The sequence below is a fragment of the Cellulosimicrobium sp. G4 BAM 1002 genome (assembly GCF_057126935.1).
The window spans coordinates 1492127-1509648 of sequence record NZ_CP182109.1 but is presented as its reverse complement, the minus strand read 5'-3'; the positions used below and the strand labels follow the sequence as shown (position 1 = coordinate 1509648).

16 protein-coding genes and 1 pseudogene are annotated in these 17522 nt (G+C 74.0%); 4 read left to right on the top strand and 13 right to left on the bottom strand.

What is annotated here, in order from left to right:
• The first annotated feature begins 318 nt into the window (after positions 1–318).
• On the top strand, positions 319–1416 hold the full coding sequence (gene moaA, locus ACMXGY_RS06800; RefSeq protein ID WP_483776097.1) for a GTP 3',8-cyclase MoaA: 1098 nt from the start codon (positions 319–321) through the stop codon (positions 1414–1416).
• 130 nt (positions 1417–1546) lie between these two features.
• Positions 1547–1807, top strand: a complete 261-nt coding sequence (locus tag ACMXGY_RS06795; RefSeq protein ID WP_483776096.1) for a hypothetical protein — start codon at positions 1547–1549, stop codon at positions 1805–1807.
• A 28-nt stretch (positions 1808–1835) separates the two neighbouring features.
• Here the strand turns inward: ACMXGY_RS06795 and ACMXGY_RS06790 are convergent, their stop codons facing one another.
• The 4 genes and pseudogenes from ACMXGY_RS06790 to ACMXGY_RS06775 all read right to left on the bottom strand — a co-directional run bounded on the left by ACMXGY_RS06790 (position 1836) and on the right by ACMXGY_RS06775 (position 5673).
• A complete protein-coding gene (locus ACMXGY_RS06790) occupies positions 1836–2264 on the bottom strand; it encodes a molybdenum cofactor biosynthesis protein MoaE (RefSeq protein WP_483776095.1) in 429 nt (142 codons plus the stop codon).
• A complete protein-coding gene (locus ACMXGY_RS06785; protein WP_483776094.1) occupies positions 2261–3604 on the bottom strand; it encodes a molybdopterin molybdotransferase MoeA in 1344 nt (447 codons plus the stop codon). The genes ACMXGY_RS06790 and ACMXGY_RS06785 overlap by 4 nt, the downstream gene beginning before the upstream one ends.
• Before the next feature lie 47 nt (positions 3605–3651).
• Positions 3652–5126 (bottom strand): annotated as a pseudogene (locus tag ACMXGY_RS06780) (NCS2 family permease).
• A 67-nt stretch (positions 5127–5193) separates the two neighbouring features.
• A complete protein-coding gene (locus ACMXGY_RS06775; protein WP_483776093.1) occupies positions 5194–5673 on the bottom strand; it encodes a nucleoside deaminase in 480 nt (159 codons plus the stop codon).
• Between the two features lie 381 nt (positions 5674–6054).
• Between ACMXGY_RS06775 and nhaA the strand changes: the two genes are divergently transcribed.
• Positions 6055–7470 carry a Na+/H+ antiporter NhaA gene (gene nhaA, locus ACMXGY_RS06770; RefSeq protein WP_483776092.1) on the top strand — a complete coding sequence of 472 codons (1416 nt, stop codon included), beginning with the start codon at positions 6055–6057 and terminating at the stop codon, positions 7468–7470.
• Positions 7471–8224: 754 nt separating this feature from the next.
• Here nhaA and ACMXGY_RS06765 read toward each other — a convergent pair.
• Both ACMXGY_RS06765 and ACMXGY_RS06760 read right to left on the bottom strand, forming a co-directional pair.
• Positions 8225–8779 (bottom strand): DsbA family protein, encoded by a 555-nt coding sequence (locus ACMXGY_RS06765; protein WP_483776091.1) that lies wholly within the window; start codon positions 8777–8779, stop codon positions 8225–8227.
• Between the two features lie 44 nt (positions 8780–8823).
• Positions 8824–9954: a DUF2235 domain-containing protein gene (locus ACMXGY_RS06760; RefSeq protein ID WP_483776090.1), complete on the bottom strand. Its 1131-nt coding sequence runs from the start codon at positions 9952–9954 to the stop codon at positions 8824–8826.
• Between the two features lie 188 nt (positions 9955–10142).
• On the opposite strand from ACMXGY_RS06760, the gene ACMXGY_RS06755 reads away from it, so the two are divergent.
• On the top strand, positions 10143–11276 hold the full coding sequence (locus tag ACMXGY_RS06755) for a M15 family metallopeptidase (RefSeq protein WP_483776089.1): 1134 nt from the start codon (positions 10143–10145) through the stop codon (positions 11274–11276).
• 25 nt (positions 11277–11301) lie between these two features.
• On the opposite strand, the gene ACMXGY_RS06750 is transcribed toward ACMXGY_RS06755, so the two are convergent.
• The 7 genes from ACMXGY_RS06750 to ACMXGY_RS06720 form a co-directional block, all read right to left on the bottom strand.
• Complete coding sequence (locus tag ACMXGY_RS06750; protein ID WP_483776088.1) at positions 11302–11568, bottom strand: acylphosphatase; 267 nt, start codon at positions 11566–11568, stop codon at positions 11302–11304.
• Positions 11565–12041: a dsRBD fold-containing protein gene (locus tag ACMXGY_RS06745; protein ID WP_483776087.1), complete on the bottom strand. Its 477-nt coding sequence runs from the start codon at positions 12039–12041 to the stop codon at positions 11565–11567. The genes ACMXGY_RS06750 and ACMXGY_RS06745 overlap by 4 nt, the downstream gene beginning before the upstream one ends.
• A 118-nt stretch (positions 12042–12159) precedes the next feature.
• The gene (locus tag ACMXGY_RS06740) at positions 12160–14121 is read right to left on the bottom strand and encodes a thioredoxin domain-containing protein (protein WP_483776086.1); all 1962 of its coding nucleotides are present in this window, start codon (positions 14119–14121) and stop codon (positions 12160–12162) included.
• A gap of 37 nt (positions 14122–14158) precedes the next feature.
• Positions 14159–14626, bottom strand: a complete 468-nt coding sequence (locus ACMXGY_RS06735; protein ID WP_483776085.1) for a hemerythrin domain-containing protein — start codon at positions 14624–14626, stop codon at positions 14159–14161.
• A gap of 156 nt (positions 14627–14782) precedes the next feature.
• The gene (locus ACMXGY_RS06730; protein ID WP_483776084.1) at positions 14783–15571 is read right to left on the bottom strand and encodes an amino acid ABC transporter ATP-binding protein; all 789 of its coding nucleotides are present in this window, start codon (positions 15569–15571) and stop codon (positions 14783–14785) included.
• The gene (locus ACMXGY_RS06725; protein WP_483776083.1) at positions 15568–16449 is read right to left on the bottom strand and encodes an amino acid ABC transporter permease; all 882 of its coding nucleotides are present in this window, start codon (positions 16447–16449) and stop codon (positions 15568–15570) included. The genes ACMXGY_RS06730 and ACMXGY_RS06725 overlap by 4 nt, the downstream gene beginning before the upstream one ends.
• A 7-nt stretch (positions 16450–16456) precedes the next feature.
• Complete coding sequence (locus ACMXGY_RS06720) at positions 16457–17338, bottom strand: ABC transporter substrate-binding protein (protein ID WP_483776082.1); 882 nt, start codon at positions 17336–17338, stop codon at positions 16457–16459.
• Positions 17339–17522: the final 184 nt, after the last annotated feature.

Sequence of the window (17522 nt, the reverse complement as noted above, 5' to 3'; positions counted from 1 at the left end):
GGGTGCCGGCGTACCGGCGTCCTCCCAGTGAACCCTTGCGGTGAGTCCCCTGCGTGTCCGGGCCGGCGTCCGCTGTGACGCGCCGGAAACACAGGGCTTGAATCCGCCTGTGGACTGCTTGCGAGCGTTTCACTCGAACTTCCGCTGGACGGAACTTGGGTTCCACACAGCGAAGTCCACGCTAGCACGATGCGACGCGCAGGTCACGACCCCATGGTCGGGCAGACACCTCCCGCCGACTCCGGCCCGGGCTTCGTCGTCGCCCAGCCCGCGTCGGCGTACGGCGCCACCCTCGCAACCCTGTCTACGATCGGGGGCATGACCGCCGTCTCCCTCGGGATGCCCAGACCGCGCCCGGCCGCGCGCGGCGCCGGCTCCACCGAGGGTCGCCCCGAGACCGACGCGCTGGTCGACCGGTACGGCCGCGTCGCGCGCGACCTGCGGATCTCGATCACCGAGAAGTGCTCGCTGCGCTGCACGTACTGCATGCCGGCCGAAGGGCTGCCGTCGATCGCCCGGGAGAACCTGCTCACGCCCGAGGAGATCGGGCGCGTCGTCCGCGTCGCCGTGGGCCGGCTCGGCATCACCGACGTCCGGTTCACGGGCGGGGAGCCGCTCATGCGGCGGGACCTCGAGGACATCCTGCGGGCCGCCCGCGCGGCAGCCCCCGACGTGTCGCTCTCGATGACCACCAACGCGATCGGTCTCGACAAGCGCGTCGACGGGCTCGTCGCCGCGGGGCTGGACCGCGTGAACATCTCGCTCGACTCGGTCGACCGTGCCGACTTCGCGCGCCTCACGCGCCGGGACCGCCTCGCCGACGTGCAGGCGGGGATCCGCGCGGCGCTCGCCGCGGGACTCGCCCCGGTCAAGCTCAACGCGGTCCTCATGCCCGAGACCCTCGCGGGCGCGGCGGACCTGCTCGCGTGGGCCGTCGAGCACGGCTGCCACCTGCGGTTCATCGAGCAGATGCCGCTCGACGCGGACGGTCGGTGGACGCGCGACGACCTCGTCTCGGCCGGTGACCTGCTGGGCGTGCTCGGCGACCGCTTCGACCTGCTCGAGGTCGGCCGGGACGACCCGTCGGCACCTGCCGAGGAATGGCTGGTCGACGGCGGCCCGCAGACGGTCGGGATCATCGCGTCGGTCACGCGCTCGTTCTGCGGCGCGTGCGACCGCACACGTCTCACCGCCGAGGGCACGGTGCGCTCGTGCCTGTTCGGCGACGACGAGACCGACCTGCGCGAGATCCTGCGTTCGCCGGACCTCGACGAGGACGCACGTGACGACGCGGTCGCCCGGGCGTGGCAGGGCGCCATGTGGCGCAAGCCGCTCGCCCACGGCAGCGACACCCCGACCCTCGCCGCCGACGCGTTCGCGCCGACGTCGCGCAGCATGGGCGCCATCGGCGGCTAGACCCGCCGGACGCACGCCCGGGGTTCGACACGGGGATGCCGTCCACTGTCGTGCACGTCATAGGGTGAAGCCGGTCACCGCGAGGCGTTCTCCCAGGTCAGGCGAAACGTCGCTCCTTACCATGGACGTCGTGACGACGATCTCTCCCGCGCCCACGAACCGGCCGACGACCACCTCCCCCGAGACCCCCGACAACAGCAGCTCCGCGCTGCCGATCTACCGCCAGGACGAGCGCTCCCAGAGCTGGAAGGCCGGGACGAAGAGCGTCCTCGGCGTGGCGGTCGGCGCGATCGTCGGGACCGTCGTGCTGAGCTGGTTCGGCCTCGTCCTCGGCGCGGCCGTGGGCCTCGGCGTCGGGATGCTGCTCGACAACCGCCCCGCCGCGCGCTGACGCCCGTCGTGCCGGCGGCTGCCCAGGGCTAGAGCCCGACCCACTCCGAGACGCCGTCGTCGAAGTGCTGGCGCTTCCAGATCGGCACCTCGGCCTTGATGCGCTCGACGAGCAGCGAGCACGCCTCGAACGCCTCGCGGCGGTGACCGGCAGCCGCCGCCGCGAGGAGCGCCACGTCACCGATCCCCAGGCTCCCGTACCGGTGCACGGCGGCGACGCGCAGCCCGGTCTCGGCGGCGACGGCCGCGACGCACCGGCGGATGACGGCGCTCGCGTCGGGGTGGGCCTCGTAGTCGAGGCCGCTCACCCCACGGCCGCCGTCGACGTCGCGCACGACCCCGCGGAACGTCACGACGGCGCCGCACTCCGGGCTCGCGACCGCGTCCTCGACGGCGCGCGACACGGCGTCGTCGAGCACGTCGGTGGTCACGCGGCTCACGTCCTGCGTCTCGCTCACAGCTCTCGTACCTCCACCTCGGTCCCGGCGTCCCACTGTGTCACGTCGGCGGGGACGTCCACGAGCACGTCCGCCCGCGCCATCGACGCGACGAGGTGCGAGCCCGCGCCCCCGACGACGCGCACCGTGCCGTCGGGTCCGGTCGCCCCCCGCAGGAGCTGACGCTTCCCCGCGGGCGACGTGAGAGCGTCGGCGAGGACCGCCGTGCGCACCCTGTCGACGACGGGCAGCCCTGCCGCGCGCTCGAGCGGCTCGCGCAGGAACATCGCGAAGGAGACCTGCGCGCTCACCGGGTTGCCCGGGAACGTGAGGACGGGCGTGCCGTGCACCGTGCCGAACCCCTGCGGCCCGCCGGGCTGCATCGCGACCGACCGGAACGTCACGCCCGACGACGGACCCGGGCCGGCGTCGCGAGAGCCGGGACTCGCAGCGCCTCCGAGCACGTCCTTGACCACCTCGTACGCCCCCTGGGACACACCCCCTGACGTGACGACGAGGTCCGCGGCCGCGGTCGCCTCGGCGAGCACGGCGGCGAAACGTCCGGCGTCGTCGCCGCAGCGGACCGTCAGCACGACCTCTCCGCCCGCGCGCCGCACGGCGGCGCCCAGCGCGTCCGCGTTGGCGTCGAAGACCTGCCCCGGCCCCGGTGTCTCCCCCGGGCCCACGAGCTCGGACCCCGTCGAGAGGACGGCGACGCGCGGCCGGGCGACCACGCGCACGCGCCCCACCCCGCACGCCGCCGCGGCGGCAAGGTGGTGCGGCGCGAGGACGGTGCCGTCGCGCAGGAGCACGTCCTCGGGGCGGACGTCGGAGCCCGCGTCCCGGACGAAGTCCCCCGCCGAGCGTGCCACGCGGACCTCGACGACCTGGCTCGCGACGGGGCCGGCCGGGGCACCTCCGACAGGACCCACGACATCGGGGCGCGGCGCTCCGGCGAAGGTCCCTGCGGCCGTGTCCTCGACCGGGACGACGGCGTCCGCGCCGTCGGGCACGGGAGCACCGGTCATGATGCGGGCGGCCGTCCCCGGGGCGAGCGGGGCGGGGACGCCCGGCGCCGCGGGGATCTCCGCCGCGACGGCGAGCCGCACGGGAGCGGCGGCGCTCGCCCCGGCGACGTCCGCGGCCCGGACGGCGTACCCGTCCATCTGGGAGTTGCGGAACAGCGGGATCGCGACCGGTGCGACGAGATCGCCGGCGAGGACCCGGCCGAGCGCGTCGGCGAGGACGACCTCCTCGGTGCGCGTGCGCCGTCGGGCCGCGTCCACGAGCGTCGCGAGCAGCGCCGCCACGTCGGCGCGGTGCTGGTCGACGCTCACCCGCGCCGCGGCGTCCACGCCCATGTCCGGTCCTCCTCGCCGTGCGTGCCCTCTGCGGTCGATGTCGAGGCTCAGCCTCCCACGACCGCGGTCAGCGGTCCGCGCACGAAGTACACGACGAACCCGGCGGCCACCACCCACAGGAGCGGGTGGACGTCACGCGCCCTGCCGCACGCGAACCGCAGCAGGACCCACGTGACGAACCCGATGCCGATGCCGTTGGCGATCGAGTACGTGAGCGGCATGGTCACGATCGTGAGGAAGACGGGCAGCGCGACGCTGAAGTCGCCGAGGTCGATCTCCTTGATCTCGCGCATCATCATCGCGCCCACCACGACGAGCACCGCGCTCGCGACCTCGATGGGCACGACGGCGGTGAGCGGCGTGAGGAACATCGCGACGAGGAACAGCCCGCCCGTGACGACCGAGGAGAGCCCGGTCCTGGCCCCCTCCCCCACGCCCGCCGCCGAGTCGACGAACACCGTGTTCGACGACGACGACGTCGCACCGCCGACCACGGCGCCCACGCCCTCGACGACGAGCGCCGACCTGATCCGCGGGAAGTTCCCGTCGGCGTCGGCGAGGCCGCCCTGCTTGGCGAGCCCCGTCATCGTGCCCATCGCGTCGAAGAAGTTCGTGAAGAACAGCGTGAAGACGAGCATCGTCGCCGCGAGCGCGCCGATACGGTCGAACGCGCCGAACGAGAACTGCCCGAAGAGGCTGAGGTCCGGGACGGACACGAGCGAGCCGGGCAGCGCCGGCACGGTGAGGTGCCAGCCGCCAGGGTTGTCGTCCGAGGCGGGCCCGAGCTGCAGCACCGACTCGGCGACGATCGCGACGACGGTCGTCGCGACGAGCCCGATGAGCAGGCCGCCCTTGACCTTGCGCGCCACGAGGACGCCCATCGTGACCAGGCCGACGACGAACACGAGCGTCGGGACCGAGGTGATCGACCCGCCGTCGCCGAGCTGCACCGGAGGTCCACCCGGGGTCCGGGTGACGAACCCGGCGTCGACGACCCGATGAACGCGATGAACAGGCCGATGCCGACCGTGATCGCGGCCTTGAGCTCCCGGGGGACGGCGTTGAAGATCGCCGATCGCGCGCCCGTCACGGCGAGCAGCACGATGAGCAGGCCGTTGATCAGGACGAGGCCCATCGCCTCGGGCCACGTGACGTCGCCGATGACGGCGACGGCGAGGAACGAGTTGATGCCGAGCCCGGCCGCGAGCGCGAACGGGAGGTTCGCGACGAGGCCGAACAGGATCGTGAGGGCACCGGCCGCGAGACCGGTCATCGCCCCGACCTGCGCCGTCTGGAGCCACCCGCCCGCGACGTCGACGGGCGCGTTCTCGGCGCTCGTGCCGCCGAGGATGAGGGGGTTGAGGATGACGATGTACGCCATCGCGAAGAAGGTCACCAGGCCGCCGCGGAGCTCGCGCCCCGTGGTCGAGCCACGTTCGGTGATCCGGAAGAAGCGGTCGAGCCGGCTCGGGGCCTGCGTCGTGCCGCGGGGGTCGTCGTTCTCGGCGGTGTCCCGCCGCATGCCGAGGAGGGTCACGTCCTTGTGTCCTTTCGGTGCTGGATCGTCGGTACCGACCGGCCGCGGCCGGTCAGTACTCGATCCGGGACTCGAGGACGCGCCAGGCGTCGAACGGCGCGGTGGCGGACGCGGTGCGCTCGTGCACGACCCGCATCGTGCGGTCCGCCGGGTCGCCCTCGAAGAACTCGTAGAAGGCGGCGTCGTCGAAGCCTGCGTGCGCGGCGTCGTGACGGTCGGCCGCGAAGTACACGGCGTCCACGCGCGCCCAGAGGGCCGACGCGAGACACATGGGGCACGGCTCGCAGCTCGAGTAGAGCGTCGCGCCGGTGAGGTCGAACGTCCGGAGCGCGCTGCACGCGCGCCGGATGGCGGTGACCTCGGCGTGGGCCGTCGGGTCGTTGTCCTGCGTGACCCGGTTGTTGCCCTCGAAGACCTGCCCGTCGGCGGTCACGATCACGGCGCCGAAGGGTCCTCCGGCGTTCGCGACGCTGTCGACCGCGAGGGCGACGGCTCGGTCCAGGTGTGCTGCGTCCACGGCAAGAGTGTCCATGGTGAGTCTCCACGGTTCGGGCAGCGACCCGGTGGATCCGACCGGTGGACGGGCTCGACGTCGAGACCGGGGCGGGCGGCGGGCGCTGCAGGCGAGTGTTCTTGTCCGCCTGGTTGGTAGCTGCCGGTGTCGGGTCGAACGTGTCGACCACCGAGCTCTCGCTCGGCCCGGGCCCGCCGTTGGCATCTGGAACGCTAGCAGCGGGTGACGTGGGACACAAGAGTTTTGGAATAACTTTTCCACGATGCGGACGGGGCGGATGGGGTCGTGGCCGTCACCGTCCGGAGACCCGTTGCGGAAGCATCGCACGCCCGCGAGAGTTGTCACCCGGCGGAGCCTGTCACCGGCGGGCCTCCTCCCGCTCGCCCACCCGGAGGTGCCGTGACCGAACCCGTCGCACCGTCGTCGTTCCCGATCGTGCGCGTCCCGTCGCACCCCGGGCCGCCGTTACGCTTCCAGCTCCGTCCCGTCGCGCCGTCGCTGCGCTCGTTCCTCGCGACCGAGGCGGGCGGCGCGATGCTGCTGCTGGCCGCGACCGTGATCGCGCTCGTGTGGGCCAACTCGGCGTGGTCCGGCGCCTACGACGCGCTGTGGTCGGCGACGGCGGGCTGGCACGTCGGGTCCTGGACGTTCGAGATGGACCTGCACCACTGGGTCAACGACGCCGCGATGGCGGTCTTCTTCCTCGTCATCGGCCTCGAGATCAACCGCGAGGTCACGAGCGGCGAGCTGCGCAACCGCCGGACCGTCGCCGTCCCCGCGCTCGGCGCGCTGGGTGGTCTCGCCGTGCCCGCCCTCATCTACCTCGCCTTCAACGCCGGGTCGCCCGCGCAGCACGGCTGGGGCGTCGTCATGTCGACCGACACGGCGTTCCTCGTGGGCATCCTCGCGCTGTTCGGCCCGCGCTGCCCCGACCAGCTCCGGCTCTTCCTCCTCACGCTCGCCGTCGTCGACGACATCGGCGCGATCACCGTCATGGCCGTCTTCTACACCGACGACCTGTGGATCCCGGGGCTGGTCGTCGCTGCCGTGCTCGTCGCCGTGTTCCTCGCCCTGCGCTGGCTCGGCGTGTGGCGCCTGACGCCGTACGTCCTCGTCGGCGTCGCGCTGTGGGGCGCGGTCTACGCGTCGGGCGTGCACGCGACGCTCGCGGGCGTGCTGGTCGGGCTGCTGATCCCCTCCCGCTCGTCGCGGCCCGCGGACGTCGCCGTCGTGCCGAAGTACGCCAAGCGCCTCGCCCAGGAGACGACGGCGGAGCGCGAGCACCTCACCGAGCTCGCCGCACGCGCGGCCGTGCCCACGAGCGAACGCCTGCAGCGCGTGCTGCACCCGTGGAGCGCGTACGTCGTCGTGCCCGTGTTCGGCCTCGCGAACGCCGGCGTGCGGCTCGACGCCGAGTCGCTGCGCGTCGCCGCGACCTCGCCCGTGACCATCGGCGTCGCCGTCGCGCTCGTCGCCGGCAACGCGATCGGCATCTTCGGTGCCTCAGCCCTCGCCCTGCGGCTCAGGCTGGGCGACCTTCCGGGCAGGGTGCGCTACTCGCACCTCCTGGGCGGCGCCATCCTCGCCGGCATCGGCTTCACCATCTCCCTCTTCATCGCCGAGCTCGCGTTCGACGACGAGTCGCTCATCGAGCAGGCGAAGATCGGCATCCTCGCCGGCTCGCTCGTCGCCGCCGTGCTCGGCTCCCTCGCCCTGCGGCTCTTCGGCGAGCGCTGGCCCTTGTGCTCCCCCGGCGCCGCCGGCCCCCCGCCCGAGCTCCCACCCCTCCCCTGGCACCCTCCAGCCCCCGCCTGACGGTCTGCGGGCCGCCGGGCTGCTTGTGGTCGGGTCCGCGTGCGGGCGGCGCCGGTGCTCGGGCCGGGTTGGGCGTGCTGTGGTCGGGTGCGCGTGCGGGGCGGCGTCGGTGCTCGGGCTGTCGGCGCCGTCACCGCGGTCGGTCGGGCGTGGGTCTGGGGAGCGCGGCCTTGACGCCCTTCGCATCCGACGCCGCCCCACCCGCTCAGCCGCCGCGTCACCCCGGCCAGGTGGCCAAGTCGCGCCGAAGGAGAACCGTGGTCGGCCGAGGTAGAACCGTGGTCGCGCGAAGTAGAACCGTGGTCGCGCGAAGTGGAACCCTGGTCCGCCAAGGTAGAACTGCTGTCCGACGACGGCCGGACCGCCGCGCACGGGTGCGGCGACCGTATCGGGCCTCGGTTCGCGCCTGGGCTCGTGGCGACCATGCGGTTCCGGCAGGTCGAGCATGCGGTTGTCGCCCGTCAGGAGCCCAGGACGAGCCACAACGACATGCTCGGCGCAACACCCGAGGGCGGTCGCCCAGGTGAGCCAAGACCAGGGTGGGACGACGCCGGAGGGGTGGGTGGGGGCGCCGCGTCGTGGTCGGGCCTGGCGGGAGCCGCGAGGAACGAGCGGCGGATGGAAGACGCGGCGCCCCCACCCACCCCGACACCCAAGCCCACCACACGCCGTCCGACAAAGAACCACGGTTCTACCTCGGCAGACCACGGTTCTACCTCGGCCGACCAGCGTTCTACCTCGGCGGACCGGGGTTCTACTTGGGCGGGGCGGCCGCTTCGATCGCGGCGCGCAGGCCCTCCGGGGTGACGCGGCCTCGGTAGCGGACCCCGTCGACGAACAGGGTCGGGGTGCCCTGGACGCCGACGGCGAGGGCGTCGGCGTAGTCGCGCTGGACGGCGCCTGCGTACTGCTGGGCGTCGTCACCGACGACGAACGCGCCGTCGAGCCCGAGCTCCTCGGCACGCTCGGCGAGGCCTGCCTCGCCGAGCTGGTCCTGGTGCTCGAAGAGCGCGGCCTGCATCTCCCAGAAGCGCCCGCGCGCCGCCGCGGCCTCGACGGCGAGCGCGGCGCTGAGCGCGTGCGGGTGGATCTCGAACAGGGGGAAGTGCCGGAAGACGAGGCGTACGCGTCCGGCCGACGACTCGACGACCTGCCGCAGCACGGGGGCGGCCGCGGCGCAGTAGGGGCACTCGAGGTCGCCGAACTCGACGATGGTCACCGGCGCGGCCGGGTCGCCGAGCACGTGGGCGTCGGCGGGGACGAGCCTGTCGGCGGGGATCGGGGCCTGGTCGTCGGTCTGCTCGGTCACGCGTCTCAGCATGGCACGCGCGGACGCGCGCCGCGCCGGCGCGTTCAGGCGAGGATCAGCGGCCGGTCCTCCGTGCTGGCGCCGGGGACGGGCTCGACGAGGTAGTCGAGGTCGGTGCCCGCCGTCTCGCGCCACCACGCGATGTTCTGCGCGTGCCGCGCGTACTCGGACGTGTCGTCGACCACGAGGCGTGCGGCGGTCTCCGCGAGGTAGACGGCGTCGACCGTCTCCGGGGGCGTCGGCACCCCGGCGAGCACGCGACGGTCGCCGCGGAACCGCGGCCGGGGGCGCACGCGCTTGACGAGGTTGAGGGTGCCGAAGAGCAGCCCGGGCCGGAACCGGCACACGAACTCGTCCTCGTGGCGGAGCTGGGCGAACAGGTGGTCCTCGTCGAACGTCAGGCCGCGGGCGATCGCCTCGCCGACCATCCACAGCAGCGCCGTGTCGGAGAGCGCGCGCGCCGTCGCGCCTCCGCCCACGTCGCTGTGCCCTCCGGGGAACCAGACCTGCTTGACGCGCGACGCCATCGAGGCAGGGACGTCCCAGAGGCACGGCTCGAACGTGATGCGGCGGTCGTCGATGGCGAGCGCCTGGCGTGCGCACTCGACGTCGGTCGACAGGCGCACGTCGTGGAACCTGCTGCGCCGTCGCGACAGGCCGGGGACCCCGAGCGCGCCGACCGTGTCGAACACGCCGAGGAAGGCGACGGGGACGCGGGGGTGGCAGTGCTCCGCGCGGAACTCCGCGGCCCGCACGGACCGCTCGTCGGGGTCACGGAGCCGGTAGATGCGCTCGGCGTCGCACAGCTTGTCGCGCACGAGCGCGTCCTGCGTGACGAGCCCGACCGTCGCGATCATGCCGACGACGCTGCGCGCGGTGTAGGCGCCGCGGCTGAACCCGAACACGTAGATCTCGTCGCCGGGCTCGTAGTTGAGCGCGATGTGCCGGTAGCCCGCGACGACGTTGCGCGTGAGGCCATACCCGAACGCGCCGCCGAGCAGGCGGTCGACGAGGTATCCCTGCGCTCCGACGCCCTCGACGGAGAACACCATCTGCTGCACGCCGTCCGGACCGATGCCGGTGTGGACGGAGCGGGCGATCTTCTCGATGTTCGACACGCTCGCGTTCACCGGCGAGTTCCACGTGCCGTCGCAGCACAGCACCAGACGCTTCATGACCCCTCCTGTGACCGCCCCGGCACCGTCGCCGAGGGACATCATGTGGGGAGTGCAGCGGCACCCACGGTGATGCACGACGGCGGTCCGTGCGCCGGGATCGTGAGCCTTCGGTGAGCGTGTCCGCCATCACCGGCCGAACGGTCCGAGAGGGCTTGCCCCGTGGCGTAGGTTCTGGCGATGTGACCGTGACGAGCACCGCGCCCTCCACCGACCCCTCGGGCTTCCCGACCGGGACGGAGCGACGGCACGCTCGTGGCTCGCGCCGCCACCGCGGCGCGTGGATCGCCGTGGTCGTGACGCTCGCGCTGCTCCTGGGTGCGGCCGGAGGCGGGCTGGTCTGGTACCGGGGGTCGACGTACGACGAGCTGGCGGTCCAGGCCGCGTCCGCGCAGGAGCTGCTGGCGACCTCCGACGGGAAGGTGGCCGATCCCGCGGTCCGGGACACCCTGGCGACCGAGGTGGACGACGCGCGCGACCTGCTGGACGCGTCGTTCCTCACCCGCATGACCACGGGGACGACCGAGGCGAGCGTGTCCTTGGCGTCGACGTCGGGCGCCGTGCACGCGTCGATGCTCGAGCACGCGCGGTCCGAGGTCGCCACGGCCCGGGCGAGCCTTGCGCCCGTCGAGGAGCAGGGCGAGAAGATCTTCGCCGCCACGGAGGGACTGGGCGCCGACGAGGCCGTCCGCGCCCGGCTGCGCGAGGCGCTCGACGCCGCAGCGACGACGTCCGGCTCCGCGGAGTCCGGGCTCGCGGGCGACGACCTCGCCGCGCTGGAGCGGGCGGTGCTCGACCTGGAGGCGAGCCTGTCGGACGTCGCCGTGTCGACGGAGGAGCTCACCACCGCGCAGGACGCCGTCTCGTGCCCCGCGCCCGACCAGGTGTGGGATCCCGACAGCGGTCGCGTGCCCGACTCCGCTCTCGCCGCGATCCCGTGGTCGCCCACGGACCGCGTGCGGGCCGACGTGCTCGACGGGCTGGTCGCGCTCGACGCCGCGTACGCCGCGCGGTTCGGCGAGCACCTGACGATCAACTCGTCGTACCGCACGTTCGACGAGCAGGCCGGCCTCTACGACCCGTCGTCGCCGATCGCCGCACCACCGGGCTGCTCGAACCACGGCCTCGGGTTCGCCGTCGACCTCGGTGGCGGCGTGCAGGCGTTCGGCACACCCCAGTACGACTGGCTCAAGGCCAACGCCGAGGCGTTCGGCTGGACGCACCCCGAGTTCGCCGAGCCCGACGGGCGCGTGCCCGAGCCGTGGCACTGGGAGTCCGTGCTGGCTCGCGTGGACGACGGGGTCGGCGCCCAGGCCGGCTGACCGCCCGCACGTCGTCCGAACCGCCTCAGGGCTCCGGAGACGTGTCGACGTCGACGCGCGCGACGCGCCCCGGCGTCGGGCCGTCGCGCAGCCAGGCGACGAGCCGGTCGACGGCCTCCGGAGCGCCGGTCGCGACGACCTCGACCGTGCCGTCGGCCTGGTTGACGGCCTCCCCGTCGAGTCCCAGGACGGCGAGGCGCTCGCGCGTCGCCCAGCGGAACCCGACGCCCTGCACGTACCCGTGCACGACGGCGCGCACGCGCGTCGTCGGCCCGTCGCCCGCTCGGGTCACAGGTGCACGTGCGCGGGCGCGCCCGTGGACGACTCGATGTCGGACTCCGCGTCGTCGAGCAGCCGGTCCGCGAGCCGGCGCAGCGCGCGCCCGACGGCGATCTCGTCGCCGATGAGCGGGACGTCCGTGTCGTGCGGGTCACGGCGCGCACGGCCCACGGTCCGCACGTGCTCGGGGGTCTCCGCGACGAGGACGGCCTCCGCCGTCGTGCGCCCCTCCGACTCCACGACACTGATCTGCACGCGCCACATCTTGGTCGCGTCCGTGCCCGCGCCGGTCTCGGCACCGGGCACGTGCTCGACGTAGCTGTCCGACCCCGGGTACACGAGCGTGCGCTCGCCGGTGTCCGTCCACTCGACGAGGTAGGGCGGCGACCCGTCGTCGTGCCGCAGCTCGACGACGACCCCGTCGCGCACCGCGCCGCCGACGACCCCCGCGGCGGTGACGATCCTGTCTCCGACCGATGCCCTCATGGCCCCTCCCGCGACTGGTTGGCCCCGCGGAGCCGCCCCGTCGTGACCCCGCGCCCCTCCTTCCATCATGCGACCGGGCGTCTCCAGGCGCACCCTCGCGCTCCGTCGCCGGGAGCGGTCAGCCGGCGAGCTGGGCGCGCAGCGAGTCGGCGTCGGGTGCAGGGAGGCGGCACACGAAGTCTGCGCAGAGGTACGCGCCCGGGCCGCGTCCCGCCAGGAGTCCTACGCCCTCGTCGGCGAGGGCGGCGGCGTCGGCCGGCGCAGCCGCGAGCAGCAGTCCCGCGGGGTGGTACCAGTCCCGCGCGACGGTCCGGAACTGCTCGCGCGGTGCGTCGTCCGCGACGAGCACGAGCTGGTGCGGGGGCTCGGCGAGCCCGACGGCGACGCGCAGCACCCCGGCCGCGCCGAGCGGGTGGTCGCTCGCCCCCTGCGGCGTGGACGTCGCGACGTGCGCGAGCGCCGCCTCGCGGTAGCGCGGCTCTCCCGTCGCGAGGTGGGCGAGCAGCGCGGCCCGGGCGGCCGCCGTCGGGCCGGAGGGGACGGCACCCTCGGACGGGTCGGCCGTGGCCCCGGCGTCGAGCCCGAGCGACACGAGCACGGGGTCCGCGCCCTGGGGTGCCCGAAGCCGCCCGTCCGGCCCGACCGTCGAGCCGACGAGCCGCAAGCCCTCCCGGACGTAGCGCGCCTCCCCCGAGAGGCCGCCGAGGGTCAGCAGCGCCGTGGCGAACGTGCCGTGGTCCTCGAGCGTCGCGACGGCCGCCGAGACGACGCCGCGCTCCGACGCCCGCACGAGCGTCCCGTCGGGACGGACGTGGGTCGCGAGCAGGTGGTCGGCCGCGGCTCGCGCGGCGTCCGTGAGCTCGGGCAGGTCGAGGTGGTGCCCGGCCCGCGCGAGCGCCTCGATCGCGAGCCCGTTCCAGCCGGTGAGCACCTTGGTGTCGAGCGGCGGCGGCTCGTGGCCGGCGCGCTCGTCCTGCGGCAGCAGGTAGTACCCGCCCTCGACGCGCTCGCCGTCGATCGTCGACTCCGAGTCCTGCGCGCTCGCGAACGCGCCGCCGGGCAGGCGCAGCACGTCGAGCAGGAAGCGACCGACGCCGGCCGCGACCTCGGCGGTCGTCCCGCCCGGAACTGCGGCCTCGTCCGGCGCATCGTCGCCGAGCCGGGGGACGGCGTGGCGGTCGGTGCGGCGAAGGACCGCGAGCGTCGTGCACGCGGACAGCAGCTGCGCGTTGTCGTAGAGCATCCGCTCGTAGTGGGGCTCCGACCAGTCGGGCCGGGTCGCGTAGCGGAAGAACCCGCCGTCGACGTCGCGCAGCGGGCTCGCCGCCATCGCGTCGAGCGTGCGGCCGGCGAGCACGAGGGCCCGGCGCGCCACGTCGTCGTCGACGACCGAGGACGCCGCGACGTCGAGGAGCAGCTCCAGCGCGGGGACGACGGGGAACTTCGGGGACCCGCCGAAACCCCCGTGCACGCGGTCCTCGGCGGCCTCAAGCCGGTCGACGACGGCACGCGCGTGCGGCGAGAGGTCGTCGACGAGACCCGAAGAACCGTCGGCCCGGACGCCCGGCCGACGGCCTGCCGCCGCGTCGCGCAGCGCTGCACGGATCGCCTCTCCGGTCTCCCGCGCCTGGTTGCGCCGCTGCTCCCAGGCCTGCGCGACGGCGTCGAGCACGTCCCGGAACGCCGGTCGCCCGGCGACCGGCACGGGCGGCCAGTAGGTGCCCGCATAGAACGGCGCGCCGTCAGGGGTGGTGAACACCGTGAGCGGCCATCCGAGGTCTGGCGTGAACGCGCTCGCCGCGGCGAGCAGGCTCGCGTCGACGTCGGGGTGCTCCTCGCGGTCGACCTTCACGGCGACGAACCGCCGACCGAGCTGCGCGCCGATCTCCGGGTCCGAGAAGCTCTCGCGCGCCATGACGTGGCACCAGTGGCACGTGGCATACCCGACCGAGACCATGACCGGCACGTCGCGGCGGCGTGCCTCCGCGAACGCGTCGGCGCCCCACGGGAACCACTCGACCGGGTTGTCGGCGTGCTGGCGCAGGTAGGGGCTCACGGCGTCGGCGAGGCGGTTGCTCATGCCCCCACTCTCGCCGGGCGGTGCCCCGCACGCGCGGTCACAGCGGACCGAGGACGGTGTCGCGGTCGGCGTCGAGGTCGAGGGCGGCGAGCACGGACCCGAGCGCCTTCTCCTCGTACCGGAAGTGCGACTCCATGATCGCCCCGATGCCGTCGAGGTGGCGCTCGACGGCGGCGCGCGACGCCGCCGGGTCGCCGGCCCGGTCGAGCGCGAGCTCGAGGTCGCCGAGCAGGTGGCCGATCATGCCGTGGTCCTGGCGCAGCCGCCGCAGGACGTCGCCGAGCTCGGGGTGCCGCGCCTCGAGCTCCGGGAAGAGCACCACGTCCTCGGCCCGGTGGTGCCTGCTCAGCGCGGTGCAGAAGCCGCGGCAGTAGACCAGCAGGTCGGCGGCCGGGTCGGCGCCGGTCGTCGGGGCAGTCGCAGCGGTCTCGGCCGTCTCGCGGACCAACGCGAGCGCGCGCCGCAACCGGCCGTGCACCGCAGCCATCTCGTCGTACCAGGCCACGAGCCTGGTCCTCTCGTCCTCACTCACCGGTGAGGAACGAGGAAAGGGCCCGATCCATCGGGTGCCCCCTTCCGGGTTCGGCGCCTCCATGCCTGACGCGGTCCGCCACCGGCACGCGACGCTGACGAGGACCCTAGCAGGCGACGGCAGGGGTCCTCAGGCGTGGAGGCGGCGCAGGAACTCGCGGGTGCGGTCGCGCTGAGGGTCGTCGAGCACCTGCTCGGGCGTACCGCGCTCGTGCACGCGCCCGTCGTGCAGGAAGCACACCTCGTCGGCCACCCGCCGCGCGAAGCCCATCTCGTGGGTCGCGACGAGCATCGTGCGTCCCTCGGCGCGCAGCTCGGCCAGCAGGTCGAGCACCTCGCCGACGAGCTCGGGGTCGAGGGCCGACGTCACCTCGTCGAGCAGGAGCAGCTCGGGTGAGTTGACGAGCGCCCGCGCGATGGCGGCGCGCTGCTGCTCGCCGCCGGAGAGCTGGTCGGGGTAGGCCGTGGTCTTGTGCGCGAGCCCCACGCGGCGCAGCATCTCGACGGCCTCCGCCTCGGCCTCCGCGCGCGAGCGGCCGTGCACGAGGCGCGGCGCGAGCGTGACGTTGTCGAGCACCCGCAGGTGCGGGAAGAGGTTGTACGCCTGGAACACCAGGCCCATGCGCGCGCGGACGGCGTTCGCGTCGAGCCGCGGGTCGGCGACGTCCTCGCCGTCGAGGAGGATCTGCCCGTCGTCGATCTCGTCGAGCAGGTTCACCACGCGCAGGAGCGTCGACTTCCCGGACCCGGACGACCCGACGAGCACGACGCAGCGGTGCACGTCGACGTCGAGGTCGACGCCGTCCAGCACGACCCGCCGCCCGCCGGGGGCGCCCGCGGCCGGGTACGTCTTGCGCACGCCCCGCAGGGACAGCAGGTGGTCCGACGCCCCGTCCGCCCCGCGGCCCGCTGCCGTCATCGGATGTCCCCCGCCCCGCTCACGGTCGCGAGCGACCGGCCCCACCCGCGCCGCGCCTGGTAGGCGTCGACCGCACGGGTGAGCGGGAACGACACGAGGAAGAACAGCACCCCCGCGACCACGTAGGGCGTGAAGTTGTAGCTGCCCGTCGTCGCGATCTGCGCCGCGCGGATCGCGTCGACCGCACCGAGCACCGAGATGAGCCCCGAGTCCTTCTGGAGCGACACGAGGTTGTTCGCGAGCGGCGCGGTGACGTTCCGCACCGCCTGGGGCAGCACGACGCGGCGCGTCGTCTGCGCGCGCGTGAGCCCGAGCGAGCGGGCCGCCGCGACCTGCGACGGGTGCACGGACTCGATGCCGGCGCGGAACACCTCGGCGAGGTACGCCGTGTAGGTGAGGACGATGGCGAGCGCGCCGAGGAACGCACCCGACGTCGGCAGCCACTCCAGGCGCAGCGCCGGCAGGCCGAAGCCGACGAGCAGCAGCACGAGCAGGAGCGGGACGCCACGGAACAGGTCGACGTAGGCGGTCGCGAACGCGCGCAGCGGGAACAGCGCAGGGATGCGGCTCGTGCGCGCGATCGCCAGACCGAGCCCGAGCAGCGTGCCCACGACGCCCGCCACGACCCACACGCGCAGGTTGAGCCACAGCCCCTCGAGGATCGCGGGCAACGACTCCCACGCGTTCGCCGGGTCGAAGAACGCCGTGCGCGCCCGCTCCCACCCGGGCGCGTTGACGACCACGAGGACGACCGTGGTGACGACGACGACCGTGCTCACGAGCGCGACGAGCAGCGACCGTCGTCGCTGGGTACGCCGGAACGCCGCCCGCTCGAGCGCGAGCGGGGACGGCGACCACACGTCGTCGGGCACGGTCACGGCCGGATCACTCGAGGACGGGGACGTCGTCCGACTTGAGCCACGTCGTGCGCAGCTCGGCGAGCGTGCCGTCCGCCTCGAGGTCGTCGACCGCCTGCGAGACGCACTCGGTCAGCTCGGAGTCGAGGTCGAGCACGAGGCCGTACTGCTCGACGACGCCCTGGTCGGGCAGCGTGCCGATGACCACGGAGTCGGGGAAGTACTCGGTCGAGGCGGCGACGCCCTGGTCGACGTCCATGACCATCGCGTCGATCGTGCCCGACTGCAGCGCCTGCATGCCGTCGCCCGCGGCGTTGTACGGGGAGATGTCGGCGTCCTCGCCCCACGCGGCCTCGGTGAGCGTGAGGCTCGTCTGCGCGGCCGTCACGCCGATGCGCGCGCCGTCGAGCTCGGCGAGCGTCGTCGCGCCCGCGTACGGGCCGTCCTCCATGACGATGACGCCCTGGCGCGTCGTGAGGTACGGGCTGGAGAAGTCGACGGCCTGCTTGCGCTCGTCGGTGATCGACGTCTGGTACGCCGCGACGTCGAACGGCTTGATGGCGGGGCTGACGATCTGCTCGAACGTCACGACCTCCCACTGCACGTCCTCGGCGGCGTAGCCCAGACGGTCTGCGACGGCGTAGATCAGCGCCGACTCGAAGCCCTCGCCCGAGTCGTGCTCGCCCACGTACCAGGGCGAGTACGCCTCGCCGGCACCCACGGTCAGCACGCCGTCGGTGAGCGTGGGGAGAGCACCGGGCTCGCACTGCGCGGTGTCCGACGACGCGGCGCCCGCCGGGTCCTCGGCGTCGCCCCCGTCCGTGCCGCCGGACGAGCACGCCGCGAGCGTGAGCGCGGTGGCCGCGGTGAGCGCGGCGAGGGAGACGGGACGGGTACGCAGACGGCGCATGGTGACCTTCCGGGTGTCGGGCGCCCACTGGTGGGGACGCCGGCCACTGACGATAACGCCGACCCGCACCCCGGGACTTCCCGCGTGAGCCGGACGACAGGTGGGCCGCGTCACAGCGGCATGCACCCCGCACCTCGTCGTCGCGGTGGCCCGGACATGCCGAAGGCCCTCGATCTGATGATCG

Bases quoted from the DNA above. Each gene is read 5' to 3' on its own strand.
- ACMXGY_RS06720 (WP_483776082.1), bottom strand. From the start codon at position 17,338: ATGCGCCGTCTGCGTACCCGTCCCGTCTCCCTCGCCGCGCTCACCGCG.
- ACMXGY_RS06745 (WP_483776087.1), bottom strand. From the start codon at position 12,041: ATGAGGGCATCGGTCGGAGACAGGATCGTCACCGCCGCGGGGGTCGTC.
- ACMXGY_RS06760 (WP_483776090.1), bottom strand. From the start codon at position 9,954: ATGAAGCGTCTGGTGCTGTGCTGCGACGGCACGTGGAACTCGCCGGTG.
- ACMXGY_RS06740 (WP_483776086.1), bottom strand. From the start codon at position 14,121: ATGAGCAACCGCCTCGCCGACGCCGTGAGCCCCTACCTGCGCCAGCAC.
- ACMXGY_RS06730 (WP_483776084.1), bottom strand. From the start codon at position 15,571: ATGACGGCAGCGGGCCGCGGGGCGGACGGGGCGTCGGACCACCTGCTG.
- ACMXGY_RS06775 (WP_483776093.1), bottom strand. From the start codon at position 5,673: ATGGACACTCTTGCCGTGGACGCAGCACACCTGGACCGAGCCGTCGCC.
- ACMXGY_RS06785 (WP_483776094.1), bottom strand. From the start codon at position 3,604: ATGGGCGTGGACGCCGCGGCGCGGGTGAGCGTCGACCAGCACCGCGCC.
- moaA (WP_483776097.1), top strand. From the start codon at position 319: ATGACCGCCGTCTCCCTCGGGATGCCCAGACCGCGCCCGGCCGCGCGC.